This window comes from Blautia caccae (assembly GCF_040095955.1).
In the GTDB taxonomy this organism is placed as follows: domain Bacteria; phylum Bacillota; class Clostridia; order Lachnospirales; family Lachnospiraceae; genus Blautia; species Blautia celeris.
In genome coordinates, this window is the sequence record NZ_JBBMFP010000043.1 from 1 (window position 1) to 11,846 (window position 11,846).

General features: G+C 44.9%; 12 protein-coding genes and 1 tRNA gene. 10 read left to right on the plus strand and 3 right to left on the minus strand.

Translation table 11 applies throughout. From position 1 onward, the window contains the following. Positions 1-96: 96 nt before the first annotated feature. From WMO65_RS25555 to WMO65_RS25565, 3 genes are all read left to right on the plus strand, one after another. Positions 97-169, plus strand: a tRNA-Asn gene (locus tag WMO65_RS25555). A gap of 95 nt (positions 170-264) precedes the next feature. Further along, positions 265-1,179 carry a LysR family transcriptional regulator gene (locus WMO65_RS25560; RefSeq protein ID WP_148394058.1) on the plus strand — a complete coding sequence of 305 codons (915 nt, stop codon included), beginning with the start codon at positions 265-267 and terminating at the stop codon, positions 1,177-1,179. Positions 1,180-1,317: 138 nt separating this feature from the next. After that, a complete protein-coding gene (locus tag WMO65_RS25565; RefSeq protein ID WP_148394057.1) occupies positions 1,318-2,544 on the plus strand; it encodes a uroporphyrinogen decarboxylase family protein in 1,227 nt (408 codons plus the stop codon). A 298-nt stretch (positions 2,545-2,842) separates the two neighbouring features. Here WMO65_RS25565 and WMO65_RS25570 read toward each other — a convergent pair whose 3' ends face one another. After that, on the minus strand, positions 2,843-3,751 hold the full coding sequence (locus WMO65_RS25570) for a helix-turn-helix domain-containing protein (RefSeq protein WP_349064787.1): 909 nt from the start codon (positions 3,749-3,751) through the stop codon (positions 2,843-2,845). Between the two features lie 134 nt (positions 3,752-3,885). Between WMO65_RS25570 and WMO65_RS25575 the strand changes: the two genes are divergently transcribed. The 7 genes from WMO65_RS25575 to WMO65_RS25605 all read left to right on the plus strand — a co-directional run bounded on the left by WMO65_RS25575 (position 3,886) and on the right by WMO65_RS25605 (position 9,723). Then, positions 3,886-5,106, plus strand: coding sequence for an MFS transporter (locus WMO65_RS25575; RefSeq protein ID WP_148394055.1), 1,221 nt, complete (start codon positions 3,886-3,888; stop codon positions 5,104-5,106). 475 nt (positions 5,107-5,581) lie between these two features. Beyond that, on the plus strand, positions 5,582-5,992 hold the full coding sequence (locus tag WMO65_RS25580) for a peptide deformylase (protein WP_054353817.1): 411 nt from the start codon (positions 5,582-5,584) through the stop codon (positions 5,990-5,992). Positions 5,993-6,004: 12 nt separating this feature from the next. Further along, entirely contained in the window at positions 6,005-6,280 is a 276-nt protein-coding gene (locus WMO65_RS25585; protein WP_033143140.1) for a DUF1653 domain-containing protein, read from the plus strand. Between the two features lie 36 nt (positions 6,281-6,316). Continuing rightward, a complete protein-coding gene (locus WMO65_RS25590; RefSeq protein WP_148394054.1) occupies positions 6,317-6,982 on the plus strand; it encodes a response regulator transcription factor in 666 nt (221 codons plus the stop codon). A gap of 86 nt (positions 6,983-7,068) precedes the next feature. After that, positions 7,069-7,983: an ATP-binding cassette domain-containing protein gene (locus WMO65_RS25595; protein ID WP_054353818.1), complete on the plus strand. Its 915-nt coding sequence runs from the start codon at positions 7,069-7,071 to the stop codon at positions 7,981-7,983. After that, positions 7,976-8,815, plus strand: a complete 840-nt coding sequence (locus tag WMO65_RS25600; RefSeq protein ID WP_033143137.1) for an ABC transporter permease — start codon at positions 7,976-7,978, stop codon at positions 8,813-8,815. Before WMO65_RS25595 ends, WMO65_RS25600 begins: the two co-directional genes overlap by 8 nt. Positions 8,816-8,826: 11 nt before the next feature. After that, the gene (locus tag WMO65_RS25605) at positions 8,827-9,723 is read left to right on the plus strand and encodes a sensor histidine kinase (RefSeq protein ID WP_054353820.1); all 897 of its coding nucleotides are present in this window, start codon (positions 8,827-8,829) and stop codon (positions 9,721-9,723) included. Here the strand turns inward: WMO65_RS25605 and WMO65_RS25610 are convergent. Beyond that, complete coding sequence (locus WMO65_RS25610; RefSeq protein WP_148394053.1) at positions 9,720-10,184, minus strand: VOC family protein; 465 nt, start codon at positions 10,182-10,184, stop codon at positions 9,720-9,722. The genes WMO65_RS25605 and WMO65_RS25610 overlap by 4 nt on opposite strands. A gap of 18 nt (positions 10,185-10,202) precedes the next feature. Continuing rightward, entirely contained in the window at positions 10,203-11,018 is an 816-nt protein-coding gene (locus WMO65_RS25615) for an AraC family transcriptional regulator (RefSeq protein ID WP_148394052.1), read from the minus strand. Positions 11,019-11,846 lie beyond the last annotated feature (828 nt).

Here is an 11,846-nt window from a genome sequence, read left to right on the forward strand (position 1 = left end):
TTGACCTGAGCACGAAAGTGCGAACGGCGGAGTTGAAAAAAGGTTTTTGAGTTTTGTATATGCGGTTTTGAAGGTACGGTGTATCATTGTATCTATTCCTCCTTAGCTCAGTCGGTAGAGCATGCGGCTGTTAACCGCAGTGTCGTTGGTTCGAGTCCAACAGGGGGAGCTTTAAACTCTGTAAACATAATTGTTTATGGAGTTTTTTTGTATATGTATTTTTATATAGGTGAAGGACGTCAGTGACTGAAGCGGAGGGAGCGTATGAAATATAATAATAATGTGTTTAACCTTTCATTGCAGCAGATTCAGATCTTTCTAAAGTGCGTCCGCCTGAAAAATTACAGCCGTGTTGCCGCGGAATATAATTTTACTCCGAGCATGGTCAGCAAAACTATCAGTTCCATGGAATCCACACTGGGACTTCAGCTCTTTGTTCGGAAATACCATACGCTTATTCCGACACCTGCAGCCCGGGAACTTGCCGGTGACTGGACGCCGCTTCTGGAAATGATACTTCAAAGTCTGGAAAAGGCCCACACGATCCAGGAGGGATATGCCTCCAACATACGCATAGGGCTGCTGGATACAACGCAGACAGCAGCGTCCTATACAGTTTCCAGACTGGAGGAGAAGGCATCCAGAGAACTTTCGGAAAAAATCGTATGGGAACGCAGAGATATGCATGAGCTGACCGGCATGATCGAGGATAATTATTTCGATCTTATCATAACCTGGCTTCAGGAAAGTTCTTATTTTGACAACAAAAACATTCTATGGAAGGAGATTTTCCATTCGCAAAACGCGGTTTTTATTCATAAAAGTCATCCGCTGTTTTATGAGGAGGTTCATTCTTTTTCAGAATTTAAACAATATCCCTTTCTGACACTTTCACCTGCAGTTTATCCACATTACTATCATCTGCTGGAGAATGTCTGCAGGACACATGGGTTTACTCCCTTAATATCAGCCAGTGTCTCCAACACAAATTCTATCCGCTATAATCTTTCACTGGGAAAAGGACAGCTTCTGGCGGACGGTCTCATCTGTGACTGGGAATCCTCAGATATCAGAAAGGTGGAGCTGGAAGGATTAGGTGATTCCGGCCTCATCGTGGCCTGGAATCCGGATAACAGGAATCCTCTCATCAATGAGATCATCCGGCTTCTGACTACATAACTGCATATTCTATAACCCCTTAAAAATGATGAAAAAACGGCACAGTACTGTGCTTTTTCATCATTTTTCTTTTACTGCCCTAAAGTTTATAATGAATATTAACAAGTAACCGGGTTTAATAAAGGAGGTAGTATAGAAATGACACAGTCTAAAATGACATTTTTATTGGAAAGATTGCAAACATTGCAGAATCTTGCTAACTGGCCGAATGCCAATGTACCTGTCACAGCGCTGGTGACGGAATATATTCCTGAGCTATGCAAAGTTCCTTATGATTATCTGTTCCGCGATGACGCAAAGGCCATGGCGGAATGTACACTTCTTGTACAGGATTATTTGAAACTGGATATCCTCACCGCAAATATGGATGTTTACAATTTTGAGGCAGAGGCCATGGGGGCTAAGATAAAATTTTTCCCGGATCACTGTCCTGATTTTGACCGGTCGGATTACTTCATCAAGGATGCTGCTGACCTGGATAAAATCAGGTTTGGGGGACTGGACCAAGGCCGGTTTCCATATCTGATCGAATACTGCAAAGCGTATAAGCATTATACCGGTGTGGATACCTTCCCGATCTTCTCCGCGCCTTGGACACTGGCGGGCAATCTGTATGGCATTGAGAATCTTATCATGGCGACCATAGAAGATCCGGAATTTGTCCATGAATTTCTCCGCCGTATTGTAGACGATTATCATGTACCCATGTTCCGCGCATTGAATGAAGCCATTCCCGGATTTGCCGAGATGGATTTTGTGGATGCTTTTGCATCCGTACCTATGGTAAATGTTCAAATTGTAGAAAAGTTCATACGGCCCTATCTGCAGCGTGAGCTGGATAAACTTAATATGCCGGGGATGCGGCTGATGGATACTGCCTTTTTCGGAACTGCTATGCTGGAGGGGGATGAGCGGAAACGTTTTGAGGACTTCATCATCTGGTCCAATGGCCGTTTTCTATGTATAGACCCGGATGCCGCTTCTCTGGGAGCTGATTATGCAAGAGCCGTGGCTACTGAGCGCATGACAGCACTGCAGATAGGTATTTCTGCCACATATCTGGAGTTTGAGCCCATTGACAATATAACAGCACTTGTCCGGGACTATGTGCTGCAGGCAAAAGCAGGTCCCACGCCTGCCATATTCTTTTTCAACAATATTTCACCGAATACTGCGGAAGAAAAAATCCAGGCGGCAGTTTGGGCAGCAAAGGTTTATGGCGCACCCGGGGCAGATGATAAGACACCATACCAGATGCCAGAGTTTCTTTCCTTTGAAGAATTTCTGAAATACAAGCTGAAAAACAACCCGGAAGAGTATACTTTTGAATGGCTGAAGAAATCTGCGTATTCTTATCTGCTGTAAAGAAAATAAAAAGGACCAGCTGGGGGGCTGGTCCTTTTTGGAGAAGGTATTTCTTCTTATGGGGTGTAGCAAAAACTATATAATGTATTGGGGGTAATTTATTTATACTATATTTCAACAGATAAGTGTCAACAAAATTTTAAAAAAATCGAGAAAGAAATTGTGGATTTTTGAAAACAGGGAAAATCCATTGTGGGATTAGAACGTAAAAAGAGGATTTTTGGCCGTTTCATTATGCAATGTGAAAGCTGCAGCATCATGTAGAGCATATGGGGCAATGCAGGCAAATGTCATCTGCTCACTTCAGATCGGAATGAAGCAGAGGAGCACCTGAGCGGAAGGCAGTGGGCGTGACACCGTACTTCTCTCGGAATAATTTGGTGAAGTAGCTGGGGCTTTGGAAACCGCATTGGTCTGCGATCTCTATGATACTGCAGCTGCTCTCTGTAAGAAGGCGGAGGGACATGGAAAGTCTGTACTGCTCAAAATACTGGGTGGGAGTCAGACCAAGCACTTTCTTAAAATCCCTCTGGCATTCACGTTTGCATATATTAGCCTGTTTTGCAAGTTGTTCCACGCTGATGGATTCCTGGTAATGGCTGTGGAAATAGTCCAGCATTCGTTTTACCCGTTCCATCAGAAAAGAGGACCTGGCTTCTGTCTGCTGCAGTTCCCCGCTGTTATGTCTGAGGAGAAGCGTAAATACATTTGTCAGTGCCTCTCTCACGGTAAACTCGTATAATTCAGGTTTTGTTCTGCATACCGTGACTGCCTCTTTTATGGAGAGAGCAGCCTCTCTCTGCCAGTCCAGGTCCTTTCGGAAAGCAAAACCTGCCATGGAGGGACAGCGCATGAGGGGCAGCATGTATTTTTCATAAAAAATGCTCCCCACATCCCCATAGATCAGGCGGGGATGGAATACAATGTCACTTTCCTCATAGGGAATGCCCGATTCCTCAAAAAATGCGTGAGGAATGCCTGTATTAATGAAAAGTGCCTCCCCTTTACGGAGAGGAAAACGCCTGTTACCCACTGCACACTGCAGGGTTCCTTTGCTTAAATATACCAGTTCAATCTCTTCATGCCAGTGCCAGGGCACATCCCCCTGATTAGGACCGCTGCAGTACCAGGCACAGGGGAATGCCAAATTCCCGTGATTCTGCAGTTCTCTGCCTTTTTCATCCACACGTACTGTATTGTTGATCATTTTTACACCTCTGAATTTTTTCAGTATGTCGCTTTTTTTATAGTATAATACGTTATCATTATGGAAGCAATCCGCATTTTGATTTACAATATGCGGAGATATAAAATGTAAGACATAGGAGGAGTAGATGCATTATGACGTCATTATTATTGATTATTATCTATCTGGCATTTATCAGTCTGGGCCTTCCTGACTCTCTGCTTGGGTCAGCCTGGCCCAGTATGTACCGAGAACTGGGGGCTTCTGTTTCCTGGGCAGGAGTGATCACAATGATTATTGCCGCGGGAACCATTGTCTCCAGTCTGGCCAGCGATTTTCTCACCCGCAGGCTTGGTGCCGGTAAAGTTACGGCGATCAGTGTGGGAATGACTGCGGCGGCACTGTTTGGTTTTTCCATCAGCAATTCCTTCTGGCTTCTGTGCATCTGGGCAGTACCGTACGGACTCGGAGCGGGAAGTGTGGATGCAGCGCTGAATAATTTTGTAGCCCTGCATTATCCCGCCAGGCATATGAGCTGGCTGCACTGTATGTGGGGGCTGGGCGCTAGCATAGGCCCTGTGGTCATGGGATGGGCTGTGGCAGGCGGATTCAAATGGAACGGCGGATATCAGACCATTGCTGTCCTGCAGGTAGCACTGACGGCGGTCCTGATCTTTTCCCTGCCTCTTTGGAAAAAGATGAAGAAAAGACAGATAAACGCCGAATCAGCAGATGCCGGAATAGACAAAGGTCAGCCGCCCCGCCATTATACTTTGCCGCAGCTTGTGAGGCTTAGAGGGGTGAAAGAGGTCCTGATCTGTTTCTTTTGCTATTGTGCACTGGAAAGTACGGCGGGTATGTGGGCAGCCAGTTACTGTACCTTATACCATGGAATTTCGCCTGAGCGGGCAGCACGCTGGGCAAGTCTATTCTATATGGGGATAACAGCGGGCCGGTTTGTCTGCGGTTTTATCACTATGAAGGTAAATGACCGCAATATGATACGTCTTGGACAGGCTGTAGCCGCGCTGGGGATTCTCTGCGTTCTCCTTCCCCTTGGAGGGAATGTCCTCTTTGTGGGGCTGATTCTGATCGGGTGCGGATGTGCGCCTATTTATCCGTCCGTTATACATGAGACGCCTGCCAACTTCGGAGCGGATTTAAGCCAGTCTGTCATTGGCGTGCAGATGGCTGCCGCCTATGTGGGAACCTGCCTGGTCCCGCCTTTGTTCGGGCTTGTTGCACAGTATGTGAATATCGGGCTGTACCCTGTTTTTATGGCAGTGATCTTAGTCTTAATGGTGATCATGTCTGAAAAGCTGCATATTGCAGTGGGACAAAGAGACGTCAAATTATGTACTTTGGAGGAGAATTGATCTCCTGCAGTTTACGTGCAGGGAACCATCAATGTTTTCCGGGAAATATTTGAGAAATGGAAAAAGACCAGCGGGGGAGCTGGTCTTTTTGGAGAAGGTATTTCTTCTTATGGGGTGTAGCAAAAACTATATAATGTATTGGGGGTAATTTATTTATACCTTATTTCAATGAAAAAGTGTCAACAAAAATCAAAAAAAATCCCGGCGTAAATTGTGGAATTTTGAAAATTGGAAAATTTTATTGTGGGAAAAGCCCAGAAAAAGGAATACATATAATAGGTAATTAGTCAGAATGGAAGATATCCGTATGCGTAACAGTTGAATATGGGACAGGAATCGGTTATACTCTTGATTACAGAAAAACCGATGGGAGTGATTAGATGGCATATAAACAGGAATTGTGGGACGAGGCCCAAAAAAGATGCCGGCTGAATGAAGAGGACATGAGAATGGCAAAGGAAATGGGGGAGGCTGAATGATAAAACCAATCGTAAAAGATACTTTCTTCCTCAGCCAAAAATCAGAGCCGGCGGTGAGAGAGGACGGCGCTATTGTGAAGGATTTGCTGGATACCCTCCAGGCAAACAGGGAGCGCTGTGTGGGGATGGCTGCAAATATGATAGGGATTAAGAAAAGGATCATAGCAGTCCAAATGGGAGAAGTCAATCTTCCCATGCTCAACCCTGTCATCGTAAAGAAATCAAAACCCTATGAAACAGAGGAGGGCTGCCTTTCCCTGGAAGGAGTGAGAAGGACGACCCGGTATGAGACAATCGAGGTGGAATACAGGGATGTGAATTTTAAGAGATGTAAACAACGCTATACAGGCTGGACAGCCCAGATCATCCAGCATGAGATTGACCACTGCGATGGCATTTTGATATAGGAGGACAGGCGTATGGAACCAAGGCTTAAACCGGGGGATATTGTGAAGAATTTTAAAAGAGAGACAGTAAATCCTGACAGCGATACCTATCTGTATCAGATCATGGCATTTGCCACACACTCGGAGACCGATGAGACGCTTGTGATCTATCAGGCGCTCTACAGGCCGTTTGGCGTATGGGCACGTCCCTACGATATGTTCATGAGTGAGGTGGACAGGGAAAAGTACCCGGAGATCAAACAGAAATACAGATTTGAGAAGGTAGAGCAGCGGCTTTTGACTATTTAGGGAAAGAGCAGAACGTCAGAGGAAAGGTGTACTGTTATGAAATATATTGCAGTCATAGAGGATGACATTCCCATAGGGGATATGCTGGAAGAAATATTGAAAAAAGAGGGCTACGGAATCATGCGCGCCTATTCAGGCACAGAGGCACTCCTTCTCCTGGCTCAAAAACAGCCCGACCTGGTTCTGCTGGATCTGATGCTTCCCGGATTATCCGGGGAGGAAGTCCTGCCGAAGCTTGACGGGCTTCCTGTCATTGTGGTGAGTGCAAAAGCGGGAGTGGATGACAAGGTGAATCTGCTGCTTGACGGGGCTGCGGATTATATTACGAAGCCTTTTGAAACCAGGGAACTGCTGGCGCGGATCACAGTACAGCTTAGAAAACAGTCCGCTGTGGTGAAAGATGCGGTGCTTGAGTATGACGGCCTCTGCCTCGATACCGCCGCCCATCAGGTCACTGCGGACGGCATGTCCGTGCGTCTGACAAAGACGGAATTTGCCATATTGAAGCTGCTGATGCAGAATCCCTCCCAGGTTATTACAAAATCCCGGATGCTGGATCTGATCAGCCAGGATACGCCGGATTGTATGGAAAGCTCCCTGAAGGTCCATGTAAGCAATCTGCGGCGGAAACTCAGGGAGATAAAGGATAGGGATTACATTGAGGCTGTGTGGGGAATCGGTTTTAAAATGCGGGAAATGTAATCTTAACCGTTTCTTAACTGTTTGCTTAACTGCTCTCTTAACCATGCCGTGCTATCATGACTGTATCAAATAAAGGAGGCATTGTTATGGAGTATGTTCTGAGTACAGAAAACTTAACAAAACAATATAAAGATTTTAAAGCACTGGACCATCTGACCATGCATGTGGAAAAAGGAGCTATTTACGGCTTCGTCGGAAGAAACGGAGCGGGAAAGACCACTTTGATCCGGCTGATCTGCGGCCTGCAGAGCCCAACATCTGGGGAGTATTCCATTTACGGAAAAAAGTACACATCCGGGGATATCCTGCAGATGCGTCGCAGAATGGGAGCGGTGGTTGAAAATCCATCCATTTATCTCGATATGACGGCTGAAGAAAATATCCGGGAACAGTATGCGATCCTGGGCCGCCCTACTTATGAGGGAATCACAGAACTGCTGGAACTGGTGGGGCTTTCGGGCACAGGCAGGAAAAAGGCCAAGAATTTTTCCCTGGGGATGCGTCAGCGTCTGGGGATTGCCATTGCCCTTGCGGGTGATCCTGATTTTCTGGTGCTGGATGAACCGGTAAACGGGCTGGACCCCCAGGGAATCGTGGAGATGCGGGAGCTGATCCTGAAGCTGAACCGGGAATACAGGATCACGGTGCTGATTTCCAGCCATATTCTGGATGAACTGTCCAGGCTTGCCACCCATTATGGATTTATCGACCAGGGAAGGATCGTGAAGGAGATCACTGCAGGTGATCTGGAGTCTGCCTGTAGAAAATGCATGCACCTGACCGTATCAGATATGCGGTCCCTGATTCGTGTGATGGACGAAAAGAAGATAGAATACGCGGTGACATCTGATCAGGAGGCTGACGTATATGGAGACTGGAATGTCACAGAGCTTATACAGAGCCTGGCCGAACAGGGATGCATCGTATATAAGGTTACAGAAAAGGATGAGAGCCTGGAGAGCTACTATATCAATCTAATAGGGGGTGGCAGCCATGCGTAAGCTCCTTCATGCAAATTTTCTGCGCCTGAAAAAGGATAAATATTTCTGGACCGGGATAGTGGTCATGGCTCTGTATGCGATCGCTGACTGTGCAGGCCAGTACAACAATATGACGAGATATGAGATGACAGTCAGCTATGACGGTGTATTTTTTGCTTCGCATATGGTCATTGGGATGCTCATCGCAGCATTCTGCAGTCTGTATATCGGAACAGAATACAGTGATGGAACGATTCGTAATAAACTGATCGCGGGGTGTGACAGGAAAAGCATCTATCTGTCAAATTTTATAACATGTACGGCAGCAGGGGTCATGATGAACACAGTCTATATGCTGGTGGCAGGAATCCTGGGGATACCGTTGTTTGGATTTTTTGAGAGCAGTATGGGAGCTGTTCTTATGAATCTGCTGAACAGTGTGCTTATGACAGCAGCTTTTACAGCAGTCTTCACTATGCTCTCCATGCTGAACCAGAATAAGGCGCTGGTGGCAGTCATCAGTATGATCGGGGTTTTTGCGGCAATCATACTGGCGCTCTATATTGCCATGAAACTGGGAGAAAAGGAGTTTGTGGATGGTGCTGTCATGTCAAAGACGGTTGGGGATACCACTACGCAGACAATACAAAAAATCCCTAATCCCATGTATCTGAAGCCTGCCCAGAGAGCTGCGCATCAATTTGTGCTTGATTTGCTGCCTACAGGGCAGAGTCTGCAGATTGCGTCGCTGTCTGTAAGGAATCCATGGACTCTGGGAGCTTATTCCCTTATTATTACGGGTGTGGTAAATATTGTGGGCGTTTTTTGTTTTAAGAGAAAAGATTTGAAATAGAGGAAAAAGATATGGTCTGTCTGCTTGGTGTTCTGTGCGCAGTCCTTGCGCTGTTTAATTTTATATTGTGGATAAAGATTGCCGGTTATCGGAAGGCAGCAGATGAAATCTGCGAAGAAATGGAGGCAAGGCTGGGCAGAGACACCAATGTAGGGATTGATATCAGCATTTCAGACCATAAAATGCGCCGGCTTGCGGCTGAGATTGACAGACAGATGAAACTTCTCAGAAAGGAACAAATCCGTTATCTGCAGGGCGATAAGGAGCTTAAGGAGGCAGTGACAAATATTTCCCATGACCTGCGCACACCGCTTACTGCGGTCTGCGGATATATGGAACTGCTGGAAAGGGAAGATACATCAGAGAAGGTGCAGACATATCTGGGAATCATACAGGAGAGAATCGACAGACTGAAACAGCTTACAGAAGAATTGTTCCGGTATTCTCTGGTAATGTCTGTTCATCAATATGAAGAAAAAGAGGTTGTGAGTCTGAACCAGGCGCTGGAGGAGTGTATCGCGGCTTATTACGGTGCGTTTAAGGATAAGGGAATCACACCGGATATCAGGATACCGGAGAGGAAGATAGAACGGCTGCTGAATAAAGCGGCTCTTTCCCGTGTCCTGGAAAATATAATCGGGAATGCACTGAAGTACAGTGACGGGGACCTGAGGATTATTCTGATGGAAGATGGAAAGGCAGTGTTCTGCAATCACGCGGCGGAAATGAATGAAGTATTGGCAGAGAAGCTATTTGACCGTTATTACACTGTGGAGAGCGGAAAAAATGCTACGGGGCTTGGCCTGTCCATTGCCAGACTGCTGACAGAGGAGATGGGAGGCCGTATGGGAGCGGCCTTTGAACATGGGGAGCTGAAGATTTGGGTTGCGTTCAGATCCCCTGTTTAATGCTCCAGTAGTTTATTTAAATCCTCAATGGACGCCCCCATTTTTACTGAAACTTCAACCATGCTCATTCCGGATGTGAGAAATCGGTTTATGACCATTTTCATATCCTCTCCCACTTCGATCATATGTCCGTCCGGATCATAAAATCGAACAACACGCTGTCCCCAGTCGTGTTCCATGACTTCACTTAAATATTCAATATGGGGATACTGCCTCAGCTTGTCTAAGAATCCGTCAAAGTCCTGCTCCTCAAAGCAAATCTCCATATTATTGGACTTTTTTCCTATGCTTTCTTTTGGCAGATTGACAAGCCAGTCAAAATCTTCCTGCAGTGCCAAACCGCAGGTAAACGAAATGTTCCTGCCGTAATCCTGATATAATTCCAAACCGAATAAATCTTCATAGAACCTTCTGGCTGCATGGATATCTGCCACTGAGATGACGATACAAGTGTGCTTCATGATAAGTTTTCCTTTCTTTTAGTTGTTATATAATCTGCTGTACTGTTTCGGGGTGATTCTGGCGTACTTTTTGAAAAAGTTAGTAAAATGGCTTTGACTGCTAAACCCCAGTTGATAAGTGATATCAGCCAGACCCTTTCCTTCTCTCAGCATTTTTTTCGCTTCTGTCATTCTGAGACATTCAATAAAGCGATAGGGGGATATGCCTTTTTCCCGGGTGAACATCCGCAGAAAATGATATTTGCTGAGCCCGGAAAGACGACTTAGATCCTGTAAGGTGATCGTATGCATATAATTGCATTCCATATAATCGCAGACACGGGCAGTGATACAGGAGGCATCGGCATGTTCCTTTGGCAGCGGTTTGGAAAAATCAGAAACCAAGTCACCAAGGATCAGGTAAAGCAGCTCCTCTTTCTGGAGAATGTCACACGATCCGTCTGTGATCAAACCGATGAGTTCCTCCATCTGCGCAGCCAGATCACTTTGGCAGATGACCTGCGGCTCAAAATACGGACAAACATCAAATCCAAGACACTCCACCATCAACTCCTGCATACGCGCAGCGGTAATGTGAACACATCTGAAATCCAAAAGTTCCTTTTTCAATTCCAGACAAGCGTGATTATCATTTGGATTAAAAAGAAGTAAGTCGTTCTTTTCCACAATATATTCTTTGGACTGGCATATCACACGTCTGCTTCCGCTGGCTATATAGCCCAACTCATAATAATCATGAAAATGATTGGGCAGTTTCTCTACTTCTCCTGCAAGTGTCAATACTTCTATATTCAATTGTTTATCTAATATTATTTTTCCCATAGAATGATTCATTTTAATACCTCTGCGCAGTATTTCCTCTTTATTATAGTTAGTATTATAACATTTTTCTTGCAGATTATTGCGGTTTCAAGTGGATTTTAGATATGTTTCGGTGTTCGGCGGGGCAGTGGGTACAGCTGTATTTCCTATATACCCATGGGAAACTTAGCAATGGTTCCACATGCTTTGCGGATAGAAGGGAGGAAAACGCCAAATTTTATATGTAATATAAGGCGGTGTGACTGTGATTTCTTCATGCTTTACAGATAATTTGAAAGCTTTCTTGTGTTTTATTATGTAATCCGGAAGTGCTAGTCCATATTATCTGTTCATTTTACAGATAATGCGGAGGAGAACATTGGCTTTAGTGGGTAATCATATGTTTTTTTTGCTGTTTGTTCTTTTCTTACAGATAACTTAAGAAAGAGTTTTTGATGCTATATGTAAATCTGAAAAAACGCTCCGGCAGACATTATTATATTATGCCTTGATGGAACATAGGTTCTTTTCAGATGAGATCAAGTGTAAGCGGCATAATCGCAAAGAAAGAATTTATCAAAAAATGAAATTTAGTGTTGACACCAGTATCTTCCTGTGCTATTATAATTTAGCTGTCGCCGATAAGTGACAGAAAACATCATAATATTTCAAAGGATTTGACACAATTCTGAAAATTATGAAAAAAGTTGTTGACAAACAGCAGAACCTGTGATAAGATAAACAAGTTGCTGTAAGAGCGATATGGAAACAACTGGTAACTGAGTTTTAAAATATTGGAAATGAAACTTCCGAATATTTTGAAAAAAGTTAAAAAAGTTGTTGACAAGTCAGAAAAGATGT

Bases quoted from the DNA above. Each gene is read 5' to 3' on its own strand.
- WMO65_RS25560 (WP_148394058.1), top strand. From the start codon at position 265: ATGAAATATAATAATAATGTGTTTAACCTTTCATTGCAGCAGATTCAG.
- WMO65_RS25565 (WP_148394057.1), top strand. From the start codon at position 1,318: ATGACACAGTCTAAAATGACATTTTTATTGGAAAGATTGCAAACATTG.
- WMO65_RS25570 (WP_349064787.1), bottom strand. From the start codon at position 3,751: ATGATCAACAATACAGTACGTGTGGATGAAAAAGGCAGAGAACTGCAG.
- WMO65_RS25575 (WP_148394055.1), top strand. From the start codon at position 3,886: ATGACGTCATTATTATTGATTATTATCTATCTGGCATTTATCAGTCTG.
- WMO65_RS25580 (WP_054353817.1), top strand. From the start codon at position 5,582: ATGATAAAACCAATCGTAAAAGATACTTTCTTCCTCAGCCAAAAATCA.
- WMO65_RS25585 (WP_033143140.1), top strand. From the start codon at position 6,005: ATGGAACCAAGGCTTAAACCGGGGGATATTGTGAAGAATTTTAAAAGA.
- WMO65_RS25590 (WP_148394054.1), top strand. From the start codon at position 6,317: ATGAAATATATTGCAGTCATAGAGGATGACATTCCCATAGGGGATATG.
- WMO65_RS25595 (WP_054353818.1), top strand. From the start codon at position 7,069: ATGGAGTATGTTCTGAGTACAGAAAACTTAACAAAACAATATAAAGAT.
- WMO65_RS25600 (WP_033143137.1), top strand. From the start codon at position 7,976: ATGCGTAAGCTCCTTCATGCAAATTTTCTGCGCCTGAAAAAGGATAAA.
- WMO65_RS25605 (WP_054353820.1), top strand. From the start codon at position 8,827: ATGGTCTGTCTGCTTGGTGTTCTGTGCGCAGTCCTTGCGCTGTTTAAT.
- WMO65_RS25610 (WP_148394053.1), bottom strand. From the start codon at position 10,184: ATGAAGCACACTTGTATCGTCATCTCAGTGGCAGATATCCATGCAGCC.
- WMO65_RS25615 (WP_148394052.1), bottom strand. From the start codon at position 11,018: ATGAATCATTCTATGGGAAAAATAATATTAGATAAACAATTGAATATA.